The sequence below is a fragment of the Bacillaceae bacterium S4-13-56 genome (assembly GCA_040191315.1).
GTDB lineage: Bacteria > Bacillota > Bacilli > Bacillales > JAWJLM01 > JAWJLM01.
This window is the reverse complement of the sequence record JAWJLM010000004.1, coordinates 121,776-142,766: the sequence shown is the minus strand read 5'-3', so window position 1 is coordinate 142,766 and position 20,991 is coordinate 121,776. Positions and strand designations below refer to the sequence as shown.

Genomic DNA, 20,991 nt, shown 5'->3' with positions numbered 1-20,991 from the left:
TTGCTTTATCAGGATTTTAATTTTGTCCTGTGGCTCTAAGATAAATAGGAGAATACAACTATTTTTCAGGTCGAATTTTGTTTTATTATAACCTTTCCCGGAGGTGAGGTAATGACTATTCAAAAAAATATGCGTTTGGGTGATTTGTTAGTAGAATCAGGTGTCATTACCCAACAACAACTAGAAGAAAGCCTAAAGGAAAAAAGCCCTAACCAGAAATTAGGAGACCTTTTAGTACAAAAGGGCTTGGTAACGGAAATGCAGCTTGTGGAAGTTTTAGAGTTCCAATTAGGTATCCCACGCGTTACATTGTATAACTATCCTTTTGATACATCGCTATTAAAAATGGTACCAAAGGAATTTGCTAAAAGAAACCTTGTCCTACCATTAAGGAAAGAAACGAGAAAACTATATATTGCTATCGCAGATCCTTTAGACTATCTTGTGATAAATGACTTGAGGCTTTCCACTGGTTTTAGTATTGAACCGCTAATCGCAACAAAGGATGATATTGTTCGTAGTATTAGTAAATTATATGAAATTGATGAATTTGCTAATGAACTTAGTGATTCTAAAAATATAGCTGCCAATCAAAATGAAGTAGCACAAATCGAAGATAATGACTCACCTGCTATTAAACTTTTGAATCAGATACTACAACAAGCAGTTGTTCAACAAGCAAGTGACATTCATATTGATTGTTTAGAGACAAAAACAGTCGTTCGATTTCGAATAGATGGAAATTTACGTACAGAGAGGAATCTTCCTAAGCATATACAAGGATCGTTAATAACACGTATAAAGATCCTATCTAATATGGATATTACGGAGCAGAGAGTACCTCAGGATGGAAGGATAAAACTAAATTTGGATCATCGACAAATCGATTTACGAATTAGTACATTGCCTACTATTTTTGGGGAAAAAATTGTAATACGTTTATTGGATTTTAGTATGGCTAATAAAGACATTACTCAAATTGGATTTGAAGAAGATAATGTAAATAAATTTCAACGGTTAATGAAGCAACCTCATGGAATAGTTTTACTTACCGGTCCAACTGGGTCAGGTAAGTCATCAACCATGTACGCTGCTTTAACGAAGTTAAATAATGAGGAAGTTAATATTATTACAATTGAGGATCCGGTTGAGTACCAAGTTGAAGGGATTAATCAAATCCAGGTAAACCCCAATGTAGGCTTAACTTTTGCTACTGGTTTGCGTTCTATTTTACGCCAAGATCCCAACATTATTATGGTTGGTGAGATACGAGATAGAGAAACAGCTGAAATGGCAATAAGAGCCTCTATTACTGGCCACTTAGTATTTAGCACGTTACATACAAACAACTCAATTGAAACAATTAACCGTTTAAAAGATATGGGTGTGGAATTGTTTTTAATTGCTACTTCCTTAAATGGAGTAGTGTCTCAAAGATTAGTACGCAAAATTTGTCGTGATTGTAAACAACAACAAGAAGCAACCGTTAGGGAAAAAGAAATCTTTAATAAATATGGTCTTTCTATTGAAGAAACGTATTACGGCAAAGGATGTCCCAATTGTAATATGACAGGATACAAGGGCAGAACAGCCATTCATGAAGTACTTGTTGTCGATGATGAAATCAGACAAGCCTTGCTAAATAATGAGTCAACGATTTCAATACGAAACATCGCCGTTAAAAACGGATTGAAATTTTTAATTGAAGATGGTTTGCAAAAAGTAAAAAAAGGAATTACGTCCATGGAGGAAATTTTAAGGGTGACATTAGACTAGCTTTATGAAGTCAGGAGGACAGGCATGAGAGATAATATCGAAAAATTACTGTATTCAGCATATAAGGAATATGCTTCTGATGTGCATTTAACAGCTGGCTTACCTCCCATATTGCGTGTTCATGGTCAACTAAAGAGGTTAGATTTAGCACCCTACTCTAATCAAGAACTGAAGGATATCGCCTTACACTTAATGCCAAACCATTTAGAGGATACATTAAGAACCGATGGAGAAATCGACTTTTCCTACGAGCTAAAAGATATCTCAAGGTTTAGAGTGAATGTTTATAAACAAAATGACGGTTTATCCATTGCCATTAGGCTTATTCCTACTCAAGTCCCTGTTATTGAAGAGTTACGACTCCCAACCGTCCTAACTAAAATAGCATCTAAACCACAGGGACTAGTATTGGTAACGGGTCCGACTGGTAGTGGTAAATCTACTACACTAGCATCAATGATTGATTATATCAATACCAGTTTTAACAAGCACATTATTACATTAGAAGATCCGATTGAATATATACATCAGCACAAAAAATCAGTGATAGAACAACGTGAAGTTGGAAGAGATACGAAGAAATTCTCTACCGGGTTACGGGCTGCCCTCCGACAAGACCCTGATGTAATCCTTGTTGGGGAAATGAGAGATCTTGAAACAATTTCAACAGCTGTGACAGCAGCTGAAACGGGGCACTTAGTATTTGGAACATTGCATACGAATAGTGCACCAGCAACCATTGAAAGAATTGTCGATGTTTTTCCAGCGGAGCAACAAGCACAAATACGGTTTCAGCTAGCTTCCGTGCTCATAGGTGTTATATCACAGAGATTATTTCCATTGAAGACAGGAACTGGCCGAATCGCCGCAACAGAAATATTAGTACAGACCCACGCTGTAAGTAATTTAATTCGTAATCAAAAAATACACCAACTTCCAAACCTAATGCAAACATCCAGAGATGTTGGTATGCACACACTGGAAATGAACTTAAAATCCCTCTTACAAAGACAGATTGTATCCTATGAGTCCGTTCAAGGTTATTTGGAGGATAATGCTTATGGCTCAATTTAATTATGTTGCTAGAGATCGTCAAGGCAATAAAAAGACTGGTGTGATTCAAGCAGATACAAAGCAAGCTGTTGGTACTATTTTAAGAGAGCGAGATTTACGATTATTAGAGGTTGAAAAAAAGAAGGAAACATTTTGGTCCCAAGATATTTATCTAGGTAACCCTGTCAAGCTTGAAGACTTTGTTATTTATTTACGGCAGTTTGCGACATTAATAAAAGCTGGTGTCACTATTGTCGATTCTACTAGAATTTTAATGGAACAGACGGAAAGCAAGGTTTTGAAAAAAACGTTAAGTCAAATAGAATTTGACTTAAGAGAGGGTAACTCCTTATCTAGTGCCTATAGCAAGCATCCCAAAATATTTTCTAACCTCTTCACTAACATGGTGAAAGCTGGGGAAACAAGTGGTTCTTTAGAGGAAACGTTAGAAGATATGGCTGATTACTTCGAAAAGCAGCACAAGACAAGACAAAAAGTTAAATCTGCTATGTCTTATCCAATTGTTGTAGGAATTATAGCTATTGGAGTTGTTATCTTTCTTCTTGTTAGTATCGTTCCTACCTTTGTTGACATGTTCAATCAATTTGGAGGGGAACTACCAGGAATTACAAAGTTTGTGATGGCCGCAAGTGATTGGGTAGTCAACTATTGGTACCTACTTACATTAATAGTTGTTTTATTTATCTTATCATTTGTTCTTATAAGACAAAAAAAAGAAACAAAATATTACCTTGATTATTTCATGTTGAAAATTCCAATTTTTGGTAAAATATTCCAAAAATCGTTATTAGCTCGTATGTCAAGAACTCTCAGTTCATTATTAAACAATTCTGTTCCAATTTTAAATGCCATGACATTAACAGAAAAAGTAATTGAAAATGAAGTGATGACTAGAGTTCTTAGAGAATCAAGTGAAGTTCTTCAGCAAGGAAGATCAATGTCTGAACCAATGTCCAAGCATTGGGCATTTCCCCCATTAATTACACAAATGATTTCAGTAGGTGAAAAAACAGGTTCTCTTGATCAAATGTTAAGTAGAATTGCTGACTTCTATGAATCAGAAGTAGAAACAGCAACAGACCAATTGAAAACACTAATAGAACCTTTAATGATAGTCTTATTAGCTGGTTTAGTTGGTATAATCGTCATGTCCATTATGATGCCGATGTTTGAAATGTTTAATAATGTTAACTAAGTTAACTTATTATATAAATTTTTTAAAAAGGGAGGAAAAAAAATGTTTAAAAAGATTTTAAAGAATGAAAAAGGTTTTACACTCATTGAACTTCTAGCTGTTATCGTTATTCTAGGTATTATTTCTGCAATCGCTATTCCTGCTATTGGGAATATTATTGAAAAGTCAAGAGAAGATGCTATTAAAGCAGATGCAATAAGTGTTCTTGAAGGTGCACGTTTAGCTTATGCATCTGGAGATATTACTGCCGGTACAACACTTGGTACTGAGACTGATCCAACTTTAGATGCATTTATGAGTGAATATATTGAGCTTGGTGACGCTGGTCGATTAACTGTTACTAGCATCACTTATGATGCCAATGGTGTACCAGCACTAACTGGTACAGGACAAGATGGAGGGGTAGATTTAAAATTTACTGCAGCTACAATAGCTGACATTAATGCAGATACTAGCGGAGATGATGTTACAACTATTCCCAACCCAAGCTAGTGAACCTCAACAACCATAAAAACCTTTTGTAATAAAAAGCGTGGTTAATCCATTAACCGCGCTTTTAACAAATTCAACCTATTAAAACTAGAGGACGGAATATAATTTGGTCTTTATGCTAACGTACTTATTCATTGTAGGGTTAATATTGGGATCTTTTTTCAATGTAGTAGGTCTAAGAGTTCCTAAGCAAAAATCAATTATTGCACCTAGGTCTTCTTGTCCAACCTGTCATCATACATTAACTTGGAAAGAATTAATTCCAGTACTTTCTTTTCTTTGGCAACGAGGGAGATGTACAAATTGTAAAAAAAAGATTTCTTCTATCTATCCGGTCATGGAATTATTAACTGGTGTTTTATTCGCATTTTCATATTATGTACTTGGCTATGGTATGGAAATGTTTATAGCCTTATCCCTTATTTCGTTACTTCACATTATCACCGTAAGCGATCTTTCATACATGATTATTCCAAATAAAATATTACTTGTTTTTTTAGTTTTGTTTATATTTCTTCGCATAATCACCCCATTAAACCCTTGGTATGATGCCGGTATGGGATTTATCGCAGGATTAGTTCTGTTACTCCTTATAGCGCTAGTTAGCAGAGGAGGAATGGGGGGAGGAGATATAAAGCTCTTTGCCGTTCTTGGCATTGCATTGGGTCTTAAAAAACTACTATTGGCATTTTTCTTATCTGCTTTTTTTGGGGCAACTATTGGATTGATTGGATTGATAGTAGGATTAGTCAAACGCAAAAATCCAATTCCTTTTGGACCTTTTATTTCAATGGGAGCATTGATCTCATATTTTTATGGAACTGAAATCGTTAATTGGTATTTTTCTTTATTTTTGTAATGTCACATATTTTAACTAGAATTAGGTGATAGCATGGGGTTATTAAGTAATAATAAGATTGCAAATATTGAGATTCAAGACTATGTTATTCGTTATTCAGAAATAAGACATAACAAAAAACCTATCATTGTTACCAATATAAATCAACATTACTTACCAGAGGGTATTGTGGAGAATGGAAAGGTAGTAAATCACGAACTATTTTTGCGAACATTAAGAAAATGTGTTCGTAAATGGAATTTAAAAGGGAAGCAAATTCGTTTCATTGTTCCAGACTCTTCAGTTATTGTACGTACGGTACAAGTGCCTGCTAATATTGAAGAAGAGGAAATAAAAGGGCACATCTACTTTGAATTGGGTCACAGTATTCACTTGCCATTTGATAACCCTGTAATTGATACAGCTATATTAGAAAAAAATGAAGAATTTCAGCAAGTGCTTCTTGTTGCTTCTCCAACTGAAATTATAGATTTGTATCAGGGCTTTTTTGAAAATGAAAAAACAAATCCTATTGTTGCGGATATATCCGCACTCTGCCAATACAGACTTTTCTATCATTATGATTTGACAAACAGTAAAGATAATTATTTACTTGTTCAATTTAATGTTAAATCCGTTACATTGAGTATATTTGAAAAACATAAGCCAGTCTTTTCGCAGCAAATTACTATTCCTTACTTAGATGATACACTTTTTCAACAAATTGGATCTTTAACAAAAGAACAATTTAACATTAAAAAAATGCTGCTCGCATTCGAGGAAGTTTACACTGAAATCGAAAGGGTACTTCGATTTTACCAATATTCGTTAAACAAGGGAGACAAAAAGATTACGAAATTCTTGGCAACAGGGGATCACCCATATATAAATGAAGTATTGGATGGTGTCAAAAATAGGATGGATCAGATCCCAGTAATTACGTTGGATCCTAGAACAATTCAAACTACTAAAGATGTGAAAATAGGCTACCAATTTTATAATGTTATAGGTTTGGCGATGAAAGAGGGATTTTAATGTTAGTTGAAATTAACCTTTTACAAGATAAAGAACGTAAAAACCAAGGATATATTATACTGGTAGCTTTTGTTGGTTTGATGATTATTGGGACTCTCATAGGAGCTTATATTTTTTCTTCTAAAATAAATAATGAAATTGGAAAAACACAGAATGAAATAAACAAGATACAAGAAGAGATACAGTCTATTGAAACAACATTGCAGAGTGGAGGAATGTCTGATTACGAAAAGTTAAAAGCAACAGTCAACGACCTTCAAGCATTTCCTATCGATACTGATTCTTTAATCATGAATGCTTCTAGACAATTACCTGAAGATGGATATTTTCAATCCTTTGATTTTTCAGGCAACCAGATTACTCTCCAAGTCCTATTACGCGACGATAAGGATGCAGCTTATTATTTAACACGTTTATCTAATCAAGATTGGGTCAGTGCCGTCAAGCTTTTATCTATTTCTACTCAACAAGAAGAAGGACAAACATCCCTTTATACTGCGAACTACACGATAACCATTCATACAGACATTTTGAGAGGTAGTAGGAAAGGGGATGGTCAATAATGAAAGGGAGTAAAGTACAAAAAAATATATTGCTTATCCACATCCTTGTATTTATTTTAGGTTTGCTAGGAATTTATTTTTTTTCAGTTCAACCTTTAGTAAAAGAAAAAGAGAAAGTGGAAAGCTCCCTTCAATCTCAAAAGCAACTATTAACAGTTCTACAGGATAGATTAGAGAAGCAACAGAATCAGGATAATAGAGCAGATTCTTTATCCTTACAAAATCAGCTACCTTTAGAACCTTTTTATGAACAATTAATATTAGAGATTGATCAAGCTCAATCCAAATCAAATAGCAAAGTTCAAAGCTATAGCATTTCTGACCCACAACAATTTAACTTGCCCACACAAAAAGAAGCCATGACAATGATGCAGGTTACTTTTAATATGCAAGTGGTTTCGCCAACTTACGAAGATATGATAGAGTTTATAAATCAATTAGAAAATAGTGATCGAATTATATCTGTAAACAACATCTCTTTCATGGGTTATCAGACTGAAGTTGATCTACCGTTTCAGCTTACTTTCTCTGCCTACTATATCGAGGGATTAGACACGTTGCAAGGCACAAAGCCACAAATGAAAAGCCCCGATTCTTCGAATAAACAAAACCCACTAAAAAATTAAAGGGTCTATCCTCTATGTTAATAATCTTTAACATAGACGATAGGCCCTTTTAATTCCTATTTAGGAAAGGTTTTGAAAGTGCACGTTATACCGCTAATCTATTATATATCCTTTCACCTTTCATTTGTTATGGTAAACAATAAGGTAATTAGAAAAGCACAAGCGCCCTCGCCTCGAGACAAGAAAATCGCTTGTTTCTGCGAAGTAGCTCTAAGTAGCTTTCCTTACTCGGGGCAAAAACTTCGAAGATTACTCGAGGAAGCTTTTTCGCTGGAGCTAGAAAGATTTTATACTTTATCTAGCAAGAAAAGATTTTAGTTCAGCTTGTGAGTGGTACGATACAATCTGGCAGATCATTTTTTGCGTTATTTACTTGCATTGACACAGGATAGGCTTCTAAATCCTCCATCTCAAGCTGCCGAATACCTTCAACCATATAACTGGCATCTTGTGGCTGTGGATCCAACCACCAATCTTCCTTTTCTTTAGGCAAAATGATGGGCATCCTATGATGAATGTCTTGCATAAACTCATTCGCCTCTTGGGTCAAAATAGTGCAAGTGACCAGCTCCTTGTCGCCATCCTTCCAACGGTCCCAAAGTCCAGCAAACGCAAATAGCTCACGGTCCTTTGGATGGATTCTCATAGGCTGCTTCATACCATCCACCTGTTTCCATTCATAAAAACTATCAGCCACAACAAGACAACGTCTTCTTGTTAGTAGCTTTTTAAAGCTTGGTTTTTCGTGAGCTGATTCTGAACGGGCGTTAATCATTTTGTAGCCAATCGATGGATCTTTCGCCCAAGAAGGAACTAGTCCCCATTGCAACTGACCTGCACGTTTCCCTTTTCCATCATGAACGATAACTAAGATTTTTTGACCAGGCGCAATATTGTATCTTTTTTCATAAAAATTGTCTATTTTTTGTTCAAGTCCAAAAGCCTTTATTATTTCAACTTTCTCTGCAAACAAGGTAAAACGACCACACATCTTGGTCCCTCCCTCCTTTTCATTTCTAGTAGGAGTCTGCCTATTGGAGAACACGCAATAGTAAAATTGTTAGAACCCAAGGGTATGACTTGAGCCAGCCGGACATTTTACAGGCAGTTTATCCTCCACCTACTCTTCTCGTTTTACTTAAGATTTGGGATGGTGGGAGTATTACTGGCCGGTCATGCGGGATAAACTCCTGTAAAAAATATAAAAACAGGATCAAGTCGACAACTTCTTCTAAAATATCGTTTCTAATTAAAACCCTATTCTATTCCGTATCCTATTTCTATATTGGTGAAACGCACTGTTCCCACCAAGTTTTCTTTTTTCCATCATTAGCTGAAACCGAAGTTGTTTTTCATTAAGTTTGCGATGATATTCTTCCTTTTGCTCAGGATCTTTACAGGTTGCAATGAGCTCCTCAAGTGTGATCATTTCTTTTTTGATCTGCATCTCTTCAGGAATCATTCCTGCATTTTTCATGATTTTGTACCCTACTCGAAGATCTGATGGAATTCCTTCCATATCATCAAGCTTAAGTGGCTTTCCCTTGCCAGGGAGATTCTCAAAGTCGCCATCGCGTATCGCTTGTTTAATTTTTTCTTCCACAATCGAAGAAAAGTGCACATCCATCTCCCCCTACTTCATGAGGCTTTTTCGAAGGCCTTCTGCTAGTGCCGGTTCATCCAGCACCATCTGTAAAAGATGTGTATCCTTTTTCTCATGATACAAAAGCCGATTCACATTGGCTACTGTTACAGATCCTTTTTCCTTTAAAACCAAAGAATCATGGGCAGATACCAATCCTTCTTGAAGAACGCGAAGGTAATAGCCAGAATAACCGGTTTTCACAATTTTATCGGGAAAATCACGTAGTCCATGAGAAGCCGCTATTTTATAGCAAGGCTGCCTTGGCTGAACAACTTGAACAACAGCTTCTCCAAGTGAAAAAACATCTCCAATAGAGACCTCATTCTCAGTTAAATGTTGGACAGTTATATTTTCTCCAAAAGCTCCTAAAGAAAAGCTCCTTCCATAAACTTTTTCCCAATAGGAATAATGATCAAAGGGATAAACGCAAACTGCTTTGTCTGGACCTCCATGATGTTCTAAATCCGCTTGAAGGTCTCCTTCAAAATTAAGCTTCCCTAAAAATATATTCTGTTCTACTGGATTTTTACGAAAGGCGGTATGTATTTCTTTTCCTTGTTTTGAGATGAAAGTTTGAGGTTTACCTATAAAAATGGATTGAATTGAATACTTCATGATTTAAATGCTCCTTTTTCGGCAAAAAAAAATTCACATTTCTACTATATCAAAAAAGTGCTCATAATACGCGAGGTGAAAACAAATACTAACATTTTAGAAGAGAGACACCCACTAATTCCCTATTGAAAAACCCCCAAAAAATAGTAGTATAATAAGAATGGCTATAATATGACAACACGATGGAGGTATATCCATGTTTAATAATGCAGAAATTGGTATCGACTTAGGAACTGCAAACATTTTAATTTACTCAAAGACAAAAGGAATTATACTTAATGAGCCTTCTGTAGTGGCGATTGATGCCGATACAAAGGAAGTTGTAGCGATTGGGAAAGAAGCAAAGGAAATGATTGGGAAGACTCCTAAAAATATAATCCCTATCCGTCCAATGCGAGACGGAGTTATTGCTGATTTTGATATAACCGCTCAAATGCTTAAACATATGCTCAAAAAAGTAAGCAAAACTTTAGGTATGTCCATGCGCAAACCTACTGTTGTTGTGTGTATTCCATCTGGTGCGACTTCTGTAGAACGTCGTGCGATTCATGATGCTGTTAAGAGCTATGGAGCAAAATTTGTTCACCTTATTGAAGAGCCTGTGGCAGCTGCCATTGGTGCGGGTCTTCCTGTCGAAGAGCCGATTGCAAATGTGATCGTTGATATCGGTGGAGGAACAAGTGAAGTAGCTATTATTTCCTTTGGAGGAATTGTTACTTGCCGCTCCGTACGTGTTGCTGGTGACAAAATGGATATGGAAATCATCCAGTATGTACGCAAAACGTATAACATTTTAATTGGCGAGCGTACAGCAGAACAAGTCAAAATGGAAATTGGACATGCCCCTATTGAACATGAAGAATTGGAAATGGATGTACGTGGACGTGACTTAATGACGGGACTTCCAAAAACCATTACCCTTACCTCCACAGAAATCCAATCTGCTTTACGCGAAATTTTGGAGCAAATTTTGGATACCGTTCGTGCCACTCTTGAAGATTGCCCACCAGAATTAAGTGGGGACATCGTTGATAATGGTGTTGTATTAACAGGTGGCGGCGCCCTATTGAAAGGGATGCGTGAATGGTTAAGCAAGGAAATCTTTGTGCCTGTCCACCTTGCACCAAGTCCTCTTGAGTCTGTGGCTATTGGTACAGGAAAATCACTTAAATTTATTCATAAACTAGAAAAAGTAGCAGCAAAATAACCAGGCTCTCCGCCTGGTTATTTTTTATTTTAAAAATTAAACAAATGTTTGATTAATTGATGAAATCACTACTGCTTATCGCATTTATTGGTTTAAACAATTGTTCAAATCCTTTTAAAATGACCCTTCAAATCGTCTATAGCATTTCTTACCTCAGATAAATTAGGTTCTTTATTCCTATTATTTCTTGCATGAAGCAAAACTGGTCGAACTGATTCTACAGACCTTCCAAACTCATACATCCACTCATACCTTGGCACCATCCATGTATGAAAATGATGTGTGGTGTCTTCATTATAAAAATAGTAGATCTCTTGAATTCCCAACACATCCCGTTGAGCCTTTCTAATCTGATAAAGGACTTCCATATACTCTTTCCTTTCTTCCTCTGTCAGTTCATCTAATGCTTTGACATGTCTTTTGGAAGCTAATATGACTAATCCCCTGATTGGGTACGCTACATCTTGATGAGCATGAAAAAGTTGAGTCTCAAGAATCACGCCTCCATCAGGTTCAATCATACCATTTACTATGGAACAGCTTAGACAATCCGTTTTTACTTTTTCTCCATTAGATAAAAAAAGCTCTTTCACTTCCGCTTTCACCTCCCTAAGAAAAGCATCTGAGAAGTAGTGGGTAACTTTCATAGAGGTTTCCTGTCAGAGGCTTCTATTGGTTTTTCCACTTTTTTCTTAAAATCATGGTAGGTGTATTAAGTGCGCCCAAAACAGCATTTGACATAGTACGCTTATCTTGTAAAAAACGTTTGGAAAAGCGTAAGTTTTATCCAGGCGTTGGTTTATTGACTAACAATAGTTTCTAACTTTTTATTGCGATCTTCCCGTTCCTCTTCTGAGGCCAAATCGTATTTTTTTAATAAATGAAAAACCTCATTTAAGATTCCCTGGGCAAGATCTTGCTCTAAAAAATTCGAAAGTTGCATTGCCAAATTTTGAGGTAAGAATGGACGTTGTTCGTCAAGTTTTTTTCTTGTATCTTCCATGGAATGATCAATGGAACACTTCCCCATACAACAATCCCCTTTCCATTACATTTATTCATACTTTACACGACAAATCTTGTTTTAGCAATGAAGTTCTCTAGAACAAACCCTACCATTTTTTCCATAGGTATACACCTATTTTTTATAAAAATGGTTGAATGTCCTTCCAAAAGAGATATATCGACATAGTATATAATGATCCTGCATTAGGAGGTGACTTACTCTATGAGTTACGGATATGGCGGTGGCTTTGCGTTAATTGTAGTGTTGTTCATCTTGTTAATCATCGTTGGAACTGCTTATGTAGGCTACTAATAAGATCATCCAATGATTAGTCACACCTATGTGATCATAAGAAATAACAGCTAAACTTTTTTACGCGTAGTTATTCCTATAGAAGAGGCGTTCCCTAGGGTGCGCCTCTTCTACTTCCTTTTTTGGAATTATCTTTTAGAAATTATCCCTACATCTTAAGTGCTTTCTTGGCGTTCATTTGATCAGCCTCAAGCAATTTGTTCAAATCATAAGCTGGATACATTCCTTTTTCATACATATAATTAAAGATTCGTTCGTGTCCCGTAATAGCCTTTTCCATTTGAGAAACTAAGACTTTTCTAAGAGCTGGAGTAGCCGTTTCTGTAATAGCAATCGCATAGTTTCGGACAGCTGTTTTTAAAAGGATAAGCAAGTCCCCAGCATAGAACCCTACATCTTGGCTCATAAATTCGGCCCGTTCATCTGGCTCAGGCATTTCCGGATAGAATGATAAAAGCTCCCGTAAATTTTTTTCTAGGTCCTTAATCGTCATCTCATACATCTTTTTTAAGTTCGAATCAGAAACTTTTGGTAACATTTTTTTAAGCTTCATCAATCCAATCGATTGAAACGCGACTAATTCATGTACCTCTAACGTTTCATGCCACGCCAAAGTTTTTCCCATAAATATCTCCTCCTCATTTCTTCTTTACTAGACTATTCACCCGACTAAAAAATGACATATAATGGACAATGCTTTTTAAAAATGATGAAAAGACCCAGTTTCATGAATAAAGTGTGGGCGCTTTACCCAACTTAAAAAGAAAACGACTTTTGGGCTATGTGGTTCTATGGGGTCAGGAACTACCGTGCCATCATATTCATATTCATATTCATAAATCTGAAGGAGCTGAGAAACTTGCCAAACAATGATCGAAACGTTGGGGATGAAGCAACTCCACATTTTGATGGGGAACAAGAAAGCATCATCAACGACCCAACTGCTACTCAAGGTGAACAGATGGGTATTCGAGTGGATTCTAGACGTCCTTTCACTTATAAGCGCTCCATTCAATCTAATAACCTACAGCCTGATGAGGATATGCGAGAATTTAAAAAGGCTATGGAGAAGAGGCAAAAGGATTAACTTAGTAAATAGAGCCTTTCCAATAACTATTTCCTTTTACTGTAATTACTGATGCTAATTTCCATTGTCAAAAAGAAAGTATTAATGTTATATTACTATTACAGAGAACGTGATCGGCGGATCACCGCTTCCGTCAACGCAGTCATAACATGCGTTTGATTTATCTTATCGACTCTAGCCTGAATAAGATAGATAATGTTTTTCTAAAATAATACCTGCGACGCACGTTGCTTTCCATGTCTTAAACCGTATAACTTATAAGGGAGCTCAACATTTTTCTCTAGACAACATGCCCTGGATCGGGAAGTTGGAAGGAGTCATGCGAGCACCCACCTACGAGAGTGGGTTTATAAGGCATTCAAAGTGACGACAGAGTGGGTATTACATAGTGTTAGTTTTTAATAAGCTCTTTCCATTGGGAAAGGGCTTTTTTGTGTGAATAAACTTCTTGATGTTCTTTTGTAATTAGAAGATAATGAAATAATTATGAGGTTAAGGAGATTTTCGTTATGGCGACAGCAAAAGTGAAGCCTGTTGAAGAGCGGCAAACGGTTTATTCAATTTTATTTATCATGGGACTTGTCCATTTATTAAATGATTCCATTCAATCGGTTATTCCTGCGATGTTCCCGATCCTTGAAAAATCGATGGGACTTACCTACACTCAGCTCGGACTTATTGCCTTTTCTTTAAATATGGTATCATCAGTTACCCAGCCCATCGTCGGGTTAGTTACCGACAAAAAGCCTCTGCCATACGCTCTTCCCATTGGGTTAACGAGTAGTATGTTTGGTATCCTTGGGTTGGCCTTAGCTCCTTCCTATGGCTGGATTATCGTTAGTGTGCTTTTTGTTGGACTTGGTTCAGCTGTCTTTCATCCTGAGGGATCACGTGTTGCTTATATGGCAGCTGGGAATCGACGTGGATTGGCACAGTCCATTTACCAAGTGGGTGGCAACTCCGGGCAAGCTTTGGCACCAGTCATTACTGCACTTATTTTAGTACCTCTTGGACAAATTGGGGCAGCTTGGTTTACCTTGGTTGCAGGGATTGCTGTTGTCTTTTTGACTTATATTGCACGATGGTATTCAGCTAATTTATCAATAATATCCCAAAGTAAAAAAATTCAACGTAAAGCTCCAGGTGACCGTGCTTACTCAAAGTCTATCGCAGTAGCTTTAATTGTACTTGTGTTTCTAGTCTTTGCACGCTCCTGGTATGGAAGTGCCATTTCAAACTTTTATACATTCTTTGCAATGGATACTTATGGAGTTACTATAGAGCGATCTCAAATTTATGTGTTTACTTTTCTAGGCATGGGAGCTGTAGGAACTTTCTTAGGCGGCCCACTTGCCGATCGTTTTGGAAAAAGAAATGTTATTCTGTTCTCTCTAGTTGGAGCGGCACCATTAACCTTATTGCTTCCATTCGCGGGTCCATATGCTGCTTTCCCCTTGCTAGGGCTAGTAGGAGTTATTCTCATGTCAAGTTTCTCAGTTACTGTTGTGTATGCTCAAGAGCTACTACCTGGAAACATCGGTACCATGTCTGGTTTAATTGTCGGGCTCGCTTTCGGTATGGGTGCCATCGGTTCCGTAGCACTAGGGAGATTGATTGATGTCGTTGGATTATCTCCGACTATGATCGGCGTTTCTACCTTGCCTTTATTAGGATTACTAACCTTTTTACTTCCTTCTGATAAAAAAATGGAGGAATGGTATAGTTAAGTTAGAAAAACGAAAGCGCCCTGGTCATCGACGTAAGGAGATGAGGCCCTGGAGCTAGACATATATTCTTATTTTTGGAAGATCGGCTTCGGCTGGTCTTTTTTAATTCGGCTAGGTTGCTGCGATTAATTATTGTTCTAATTCTGGTTTATGCATCTGGTTTCGGTCGGAATGCCCCTGTTTATTGAATTCGAGCAACTCTTTTTACCTTTTACGCATCCGCTTGAGTTCGACGCATCCCTTTCTCTCTATACGCATCTATTTTTTAAATTTATTTGGGCATCTCTTTCTACCATGTTCACATCCGCTTGAAAATCACTTGTCACACTCAGCTGCAACCCCCATATTAGAGCAATTCTATTTATACCGAATGTTTCTTCTAACTCCCGTCAACACTAGAAATACATGATTGGGAGGTATTTCTTATGAAGCGACTACGTTCCACCCTTATGTACATCCCTACAATATATGGAATATTTGCAGTCATCTTTGCTTTTTTTAGTATCTTTATCGACAGGCTCATTACAGAAGATCATTCGAGCAAACGATTTTTGCCTGACTTATTGTTTTCAGACCTTGACCTAGCACAAACCATTTTAAGTGCCATTGCATCTTCTCTACTAACAATGACTACTATCACTTTTTCTACCATATTAGTGGTGCTGACTACGTTCTTATCTCAATTTTCCCCTCGCACATTACGTAATTTTATTACTGATAGAGTTACACAACGTGTTCTCGGTTTTTTTGTGGGAGGATTTATTTATTCAATAATCTTGCTATTATCCTTAAAGGACCGGGGAACTGAACAGGTTTTTGTTTTCCCCTCTTTTTCCGTTTTTATTTCTATAGCGTGCGTATTAGTGTTTGTTTTCTTTATTCATCACGTAACGAGCTGGATTCAGGTGAGCAGTCTTATCCATAACATCACGATTCATACAATCTCAAAGATTGATGAGGAATTAACTGACAAAGATCAAGTGACGGAGGATGCACCTTGGGAAGACTGGGAAAGCGAGGACCTCCTTATACTTGAAGCACAACCTTTCTATTTAAATAAAACTGGCTATATTCAAGAAATTGATGTAGATGGAATTCTTGAACAGGCAACCAAGTTGAATTGCATCGTACGACTTGAAAAGAAACTTGGAGATTATGTTGACCAAGATACACCTGTTTTGTCTATCTGGAAACTAGAAGAATCAGAAGAACAGAAGAATTTTGAAAGATTTTTCTCGGTAACTATCCAAATGTCACCTGCTGAGGATATAGAGTTTGGTATCGTTAAAATCGTTGAAATCGGGTTGCGGGCCCTCTCTCCTGGAATTAATGACCCGAACACGGCGATCAACAGCATCGACAATCTAGGCAAAATTTTAACGAAGCTAGGAAAAAAACATCTACCTCGACCATATATGAATGATGAGGATCGTAATTTGAGGGTGATAAAACCTCAACTAACCTTCTCTGACTATTTATATAGGTCCTTTTATCAAATTCGCCAAAGTGGTTTTCATGATATTTCTGTTCTTTCCAATGGATTGGAAGCATTGACACTGATTGCAGATAGTAATGATTCTGAGATAAAGAAGGATGTTTGGGAGCTAGCTCTCTATATAAAAGAGGGAATTGATTCCGATGCTCTTCTTTCTCTTGATCGGAAATTTGTCCACGAAAAGTTCTCCCAGCTAGCAAAAGCATGCGGCCATTATCAAGAGTATGAAAAAGAACCCCTTTGATTGGAGTTCTTACTGTCTCCATTTGATTTTTTCCAACTTCAATTCCTAGTTGGGAAATTGACCTACTTGAACTACTGGAAGTTCTAAATTCGAGTATGCTACTTTTACTGCCTAATCATTTTCCATGGCTGTAACTCTGAATTATTTTTTACAGCTACATTTTGTTCGTTAAAAAAGGATTATCACTCAATAAGCTAAGTGAAATAACCGGGATTCCCAAATCATATTTAAGCTTCTTAGAGAGATATTCACAAAAATCCGAGTTTTAGGGATTTTGGTCAAGATTGCGAAGGCCCTGGAAGTCGAGATTGCCTATTTTTTCAGTGATGACCCCCACACAAAAACAAGATGGTAATATATGCAGATTTGAAATCGTGGTGTCTGATTCCAACATAGACTCCAAAAAAGTCAAACAATTGGAAGACTTACTGAAAATGCTGAAGGAAAATTAACCTCCTGCACTGCAAAGGGTTTTTATTTGTGAGAACAAAGTGCCAGGTGCTTTCAAAGTAAACGTGGTTTGCATAAAACTTTCTAAATGCCAAGTTTTCTAATGAGAAAACCATCATAATAGTGGCATTTTATCTTTATAGTCATTACAATGCATATAGAAAGATTTTAAAACATCTAGAATTATGTTCAAAGGAGCCGCTCGGATGAAGATCATATTAGCCACCCCATTTTTCCATCAGAATCGGGGAAATACAGTAACCACGAAAAGAATAGCCCATGGACTTCATTTATTAGGAATTGATAATGAAACCATTTCCATTACACAGCCCCTTATATCTCTACCTCAAGGGGACCTTTACCACGGCTTCAACGCCTATCGTTTTTATCAATTTTTCAAAAATCACAAAGAGCGCATCCATCAATATGTGGTTACCTTGACAGGCACTGATTTAAATCACGATCTTTACGATCCAATACGTAGACATGAAGTCATTGAGTGCCTTTCTAGAGCAGAGGCTATTCACGTTTTCCATCATTCTGCTAAGAAGGATCTTGTTATAGAAATCCCTCATGTTGAGGATAAGATTCACGTCATTCCACAAAGTGCTGATATCTTTCAGATTGATAAGGTAAATCGTTATAAAAAATCAAGCGAGTTTATTTTCCTTCTTCCTGCCGGGATTCGTAAAATAAAAAATATACCGGAAGCCATTTCCATGCTTGAAAAAGTTCATCACACACATCCTAATATGAAACTGTGGTTAGTAGGACCTGTTTTGGAAGAGGACGAAGAAAAAATAGTCCAGAAATTAGTTCACGACAACAACTGGATTCATTATTTCGGTGAATTTCCTCATGAAAAAATGGGGGAGTTATATAAGGAAGCTGATGTAGTGCTCAACACTTCTCTAACAGAAGGTCAGCCTGCTGCACTCTTGGAAGCAATGGGAATGGGAAAGCCTGTAATAGCTTCCTCAAACCAAGGAAATGAAAGTATTATTAAGAGTAATTGGAATGGATTAATATATCATGACCAACAGCAATTTATCGGCCATTGTGAAAAGTTGATTCAAGACTCTTCTTTGAGAGAGACATTAGGCTCTGTGGCAAAAGCATATATTGAAGAGCATCATTCACTGGAAGACGAAGCCAAGGCTTTTCTTGAAGTATATCAAAAAGTGTTGAAACAACCCTGTGGAGGCGAAAAAAAATGATTAAAAGTCCATGAGTATGCGGCCACAATAGTATCGTGTACGATACTACCGACACAAACGTGATCACCTCTTCTATTGATCCAAATAGGAAAAGCGTTATTTTAACCTTTGATGATGGCCCTAGTCGTGTTTTGAAGCCTATTTTAGATATATTGAAGGAAGAGGATGTTCCAGCTATGTTTTTCTGGCAAACAAAACTTTTACATCCAAAGCGACCTTGGAAACGAGTGCTAGAGGAAGGGCATTCCATTGGGACTCACACGATAAAGCACCCAGAATTAACTAAGCTCTCTTATGACGCTCAGATGAAAGAAATTGCGTTAAGCAAGGAGCAGATTTCTCAGACTACAGGCTCCGAAGTGAAATACTTCCGACCTCCGTTTGGTAGATATAACGAGGACACGCTTAAAATTGTCGCTGAACTCGGACTTTCTACTGTTTTATGGAGAATCGCAGCAATTGATTGGGAGTTAAAGGATACTCCAGAACAAATCATTGCCAATGTTGTCGAGAACCTGGAGGACGGTGCAGTCATTCTACTGCATGAGTTGAAGCAAACCGTTCTGGTCCTGCCGGAATTAATCCAGGAAATTAAAAAACAAGGATATTCGTTTAAATTGTTGTAATCCGTGCGTCTACCTGATTTCCGCGCGTCTCTTTTGGCCGGGCGTGCGTCAGTTTGGCTGATCCGCGCGTCGATTCTCTTAATCCGTGCGTCTACCTGATTTCCGCGCGTCTCTTTTGGTCGGGCGCGCGTCTGTTTGGCTGATCCGCGCGTCGATTCTCTTAATCCGTGCGTCTACCTGATTTCCGCGCGTCTCTTTTGGCCGGGCGTGCGTCAGTTTGGCTGATCCGCGCGTCGTTTCTCTTGATCCGTGCGTCTACCTGATTTCCGCGCGTCTCTTTCGGCCGGGCGCGCGTCGGTTTGACTGATCCGCGCGTCGATTCTCTTGATCCGTGCGTCTACCTGATTTCCGCGCGTCTCTTTTGGCCGGGCGCGCGTCGGTTTGGCTGATCCGCGCGTCGATTCTCTTGATCCGTGCGTCTACCTGAATTCCGTGCGTCTCTTTTGGCCGGGCGCGCGTCGGTTTGGCTGATCCGCGCGTCGTTTCTCTTGATCCGTGCGTCTACCTGATTTTCACGCGTCTCTTTCGGTTCGGCGCGCGTCGGTTTGGCTGATCCGCGCGTCGATTCTCTTGATCCGTGCGTCTACTCAAATTCCGCGCGTCTCTTTTGGTCGGGCGCGCGTCGGTTTGGCTGATCCGTGCGTCCATTCTCTTGATCCGTGCGTCTACCTGAATTCCGCGCGTCTCTTTCGGCCGGGCGCGCGTCGGTTTGACTGATCCGCGCGTCCATTCTCTTGATCCGTGCGTCTACCTGATTTCCGCGCGTCTCTTTCGCCCGGGCGCGGCGTCAGTTTGGCTGATCCGTGCGTCGATTCTCTTGATCCGTGCGTCTACCTGATTTCCGCGCGTCTCTTTCGGCCGGGCGCGCGTCGGTTTGACTGATCCGCGCGTCGTTTCTCTCCATCCGTGCGTCTACCTGATTTCCGCGCGTCTTTTTTGGCCGGGCGCGCGTCGGTTTGACTGATCCACGCGTCGGTTCTCTTGATCCGTGCGTCTACCTGAATTCCGTGCGTCTCTTTTGGCCGGGCGCGCGTCGGTTTGGCTGATCCGTGCGTCGATTCTCTCCATCCGTGCGTCTACCTGATTTCCGCGCGTCTCTTTCGGTCGGGCGCGCGTCGGTTTGACTGATCCGCGCGTCCATTCTCTTGATCCGTGCGTCTACCTGATTTCCGCGCATCTTCGCATATTCCGTGCGTCTACCAAAAAACACGATCCATTATTTCTTGACGAGGTACAGAAGACCTGTTACTATTTCTTTAACACTTTAAACTAAATAAGTTGCTATGAACGTTATGGGGCCACTATAACCGGAGCAGCTTCTGGAGAGACCGTATCCAAACGGCGCCGAAGGGTTCACAATCTCAGGCAAAGGGACAGAAGAGCGATAATACCTACTTTTAAGTATGGTGTTCTATTGCCTTTTCCTAAGATTGGACCGGATCCAATCTTTTTTTATTTGGTTAAAAATTTTTGTGGGGTGATGAACATGGAAAACAGAGCCATCGTAAGTGTGGTTGGAAAAGACCAAGTAGGGATTATTGCAAAAGTAACAGCAGTGTTAGCAGAGAATCAAGTGAATATTATGGATATCAGTCAAACAATTCTGCAAGATTTTTTTACTATGATGATGCTCATCGATTTACCTGAACACGAAAGCATTCATAAATTGCATGAGCAATTTGCCCCTGTTGAGAAAGAGATGGGTTTGAAAATCAGCATTCAACTCGAAGATATTTTCAAAGCTATGCATCGTGTTTAAGG

22 protein-coding genes, 1 other RNA gene and 1 riboswitch are annotated in these 20,991 nt (G+C 38.4%); of the genes, 17 read left to right on the top strand and 6 right to left on the bottom strand.

Translation table 11 applies throughout. The annotated features are described in order from the left end of the window. Positions 1-111 precede the first annotated feature (111 nt). The 8 genes from RZN25_02400 to pilO all read left to right on the top strand — a co-directional run bounded on the left by RZN25_02400 (position 112) and on the right by pilO (position 7,599). Positions 112-1,776, top strand: coding sequence for a GspE/PulE family protein (locus tag RZN25_02400; protein ID MEQ6375682.1), 1,665 nt, complete (start codon positions 112-114; stop codon positions 1,774-1,776). A gap of 24 nt (positions 1,777-1,800) precedes the next feature. Further along, the gene (locus RZN25_02395; GenBank protein MEQ6375681.1) at positions 1,801-2,850 is read left to right on the top strand and encodes a type IV pilus twitching motility protein PilT; all 1,050 of its coding nucleotides are present in this window, start codon (positions 1,801-1,803) and stop codon (positions 2,848-2,850) included. Next, the gene (locus tag RZN25_02390; GenBank protein ID MEQ6375680.1) at positions 2,837-4,045 is read left to right on the top strand and encodes a type II secretion system F family protein; all 1,209 of its coding nucleotides are present in this window, start codon (positions 2,837-2,839) and stop codon (positions 4,043-4,045) included. The genes RZN25_02395 and RZN25_02390 overlap by 14 nt, the downstream gene beginning before the upstream one ends. Before the next feature lie 42 nt (positions 4,046-4,087). Continuing rightward, entirely contained in the window at positions 4,088-4,537 is a 450-nt protein-coding gene (locus RZN25_02385; GenBank protein MEQ6375679.1) for a type II secretion system protein, read from the top strand. 115 nt (positions 4,538-4,652) lie between these two features. Next, the gene (locus RZN25_02380) at positions 4,653-5,396 is read left to right on the top strand and encodes a prepilin peptidase (GenBank protein MEQ6375678.1); all 744 of its coding nucleotides are present in this window, start codon (positions 4,653-4,655) and stop codon (positions 5,394-5,396) included. 33 nt (positions 5,397-5,429) lie between these two features. Next, on the top strand, positions 5,430-6,410 hold the full coding sequence (pilM, locus tag RZN25_02375; protein MEQ6375677.1) for a pilus assembly protein PilM: 981 nt from the start codon (positions 5,430-5,432) through the stop codon (positions 6,408-6,410). Further along, the gene (locus tag RZN25_02370; GenBank protein MEQ6375676.1) at positions 6,410-6,973 is read left to right on the top strand and encodes a PilN domain-containing protein; all 564 of its coding nucleotides are present in this window, start codon (positions 6,410-6,412) and stop codon (positions 6,971-6,973) included. Before pilM ends, RZN25_02370 begins: the two co-directional genes overlap by 1 nt. Then, positions 6,973-7,599 carry a type 4a pilus biogenesis protein PilO gene (pilO, locus tag RZN25_02365; GenBank protein ID MEQ6375675.1) on the top strand — a complete coding sequence of 209 codons (627 nt, stop codon included), beginning with the start codon at positions 6,973-6,975 and terminating at the stop codon, positions 7,597-7,599. The genes RZN25_02370 and pilO overlap by 1 nt, the downstream gene beginning before the upstream one ends. Positions 7,600-7,918: 319 nt before the next feature. Here pilO and RZN25_02360 read toward each other — a convergent pair whose 3' ends face one another. From RZN25_02360 to RZN25_02350, 3 genes are all read right to left on the bottom strand, one after another. After that, complete coding sequence (locus RZN25_02360) at positions 7,919-8,590, bottom strand: SOS response-associated peptidase (protein ID MEQ6375674.1); 672 nt, start codon at positions 8,588-8,590, stop codon at positions 7,919-7,921. A gap of 258 nt (positions 8,591-8,848) precedes the next feature. Further along, positions 8,849-9,226 (bottom strand): DUF1992 domain-containing protein, encoded by a 378-nt coding sequence (locus RZN25_02355; protein ID MEQ6375673.1) that lies wholly within the window; start codon positions 9,224-9,226, stop codon positions 8,849-8,851. 6 nt (positions 9,227-9,232) lie between these two features. After that, a complete protein-coding gene (locus RZN25_02350) occupies positions 9,233-9,859 on the bottom strand; it encodes an MOSC domain-containing protein (GenBank protein MEQ6375672.1) in 627 nt (208 codons plus the stop codon). Between the two features lie 196 nt (positions 9,860-10,055). Here RZN25_02350 and mreBH point away from each other — a divergent pair, with 196 nt between their 5' ends. Next, positions 10,056-11,066, top strand: coding sequence for a rod-share determining protein MreBH (gene mreBH / locus RZN25_02345; protein MEQ6375671.1), 1,011 nt, complete (start codon positions 10,056-10,058; stop codon positions 11,064-11,066). A gap of 104 nt (positions 11,067-11,170) precedes the next feature. On the opposite strand, the gene RZN25_02340 is transcribed toward mreBH, so the two are convergent. Further along, positions 11,171-11,659 carry a diadenosine tetraphosphate hydrolase gene (locus RZN25_02340; protein MEQ6375670.1) on the bottom strand — a complete coding sequence of 163 codons (489 nt, stop codon included), beginning with the start codon at positions 11,657-11,659 and terminating at the stop codon, positions 11,171-11,173. 206 nt (positions 11,660-11,865) lie between these two features. Next, positions 11,866-12,096 (bottom strand): hypothetical protein, encoded by a 231-nt coding sequence (locus RZN25_02335; GenBank protein MEQ6375669.1) that lies wholly within the window; start codon positions 12,094-12,096, stop codon positions 11,866-11,868. A 198-nt stretch (positions 12,097-12,294) separates the two neighbouring features. Between RZN25_02335 and RZN25_02330 the strand changes: the two genes are divergently transcribed. Next, on the top strand, positions 12,295-12,384 hold the full coding sequence (locus RZN25_02330; protein MEQ6375668.1) for a YjcZ family sporulation protein: 90 nt from the start codon (positions 12,295-12,297) through the stop codon (positions 12,382-12,384). A 148-nt stretch (positions 12,385-12,532) separates the two neighbouring features. On the opposite strand, the gene RZN25_02325 is transcribed toward RZN25_02330, so the two are convergent. After that, complete coding sequence (locus RZN25_02325) at positions 12,533-13,009, bottom strand: spore coat protein (GenBank protein MEQ6375667.1); 477 nt, start codon at positions 13,007-13,009, stop codon at positions 12,533-12,535. 234 nt (positions 13,010-13,243) lie between these two features. Between RZN25_02325 and RZN25_02320 the strand changes: the two genes are divergently transcribed. The 7 genes from RZN25_02320 to RZN25_02290 all read left to right on the top strand — a co-directional run bounded on the left by RZN25_02320 (position 13,244) and on the right by RZN25_02290 (position 20,989). Beyond that, positions 13,244-13,471 (top strand): hypothetical protein, encoded by a 228-nt coding sequence (locus RZN25_02320; protein MEQ6375666.1) that lies wholly within the window; start codon positions 13,244-13,246, stop codon positions 13,469-13,471. Between the two features lie 209 nt (positions 13,472-13,680). Further along, positions 13,681-13,856: non-coding RNA, 6S RNA (gene ssrS / locus RZN25_02315), on the top strand. A 124-nt stretch (positions 13,857-13,980) separates the two neighbouring features. Beyond that, complete coding sequence (locus RZN25_02310) at positions 13,981-15,198, top strand: MFS transporter (GenBank protein ID MEQ6375665.1); 1,218 nt, start codon at positions 13,981-13,983, stop codon at positions 15,196-15,198. A 425-nt stretch (positions 15,199-15,623) separates the two neighbouring features. Continuing rightward, positions 15,624-16,937, top strand: a complete 1,314-nt coding sequence (locus tag RZN25_02305; GenBank protein ID MEQ6375664.1) for a DUF2254 domain-containing protein — start codon at positions 15,624-15,626, stop codon at positions 16,935-16,937. Positions 16,938-17,593: 656 nt separating this feature from the next. Further along, positions 17,594-18,604 (top strand): glycosyltransferase family 4 protein, encoded by a 1,011-nt coding sequence (locus tag RZN25_02300; GenBank protein MEQ6375663.1) that lies wholly within the window; start codon positions 17,594-17,596, stop codon positions 18,602-18,604. A gap of 35 nt (positions 18,605-18,639) precedes the next feature. Then, positions 18,640-19,230 carry a polysaccharide deacetylase family protein gene (locus tag RZN25_02295; protein MEQ6375662.1) on the top strand — a complete coding sequence of 197 codons (591 nt, stop codon included), beginning with the start codon at positions 18,640-18,642 and terminating at the stop codon, positions 19,228-19,230. A gap of 1,309 nt (positions 19,231-20,539) precedes the next feature. Then, a riboswitch (glycine riboswitch) is annotated at positions 20,540-20,617 on the top strand. A 99-nt stretch (positions 20,618-20,716) separates the two neighbouring features. Then, positions 20,717-20,989 carry an ACT domain-containing protein gene (locus RZN25_02290; protein ID MEQ6375661.1) on the top strand — a complete coding sequence of 91 codons (273 nt, stop codon included), beginning with the start codon at positions 20,717-20,719 and terminating at the stop codon, positions 20,987-20,989. Positions 20,990-20,991 lie beyond the last annotated feature (2 nt).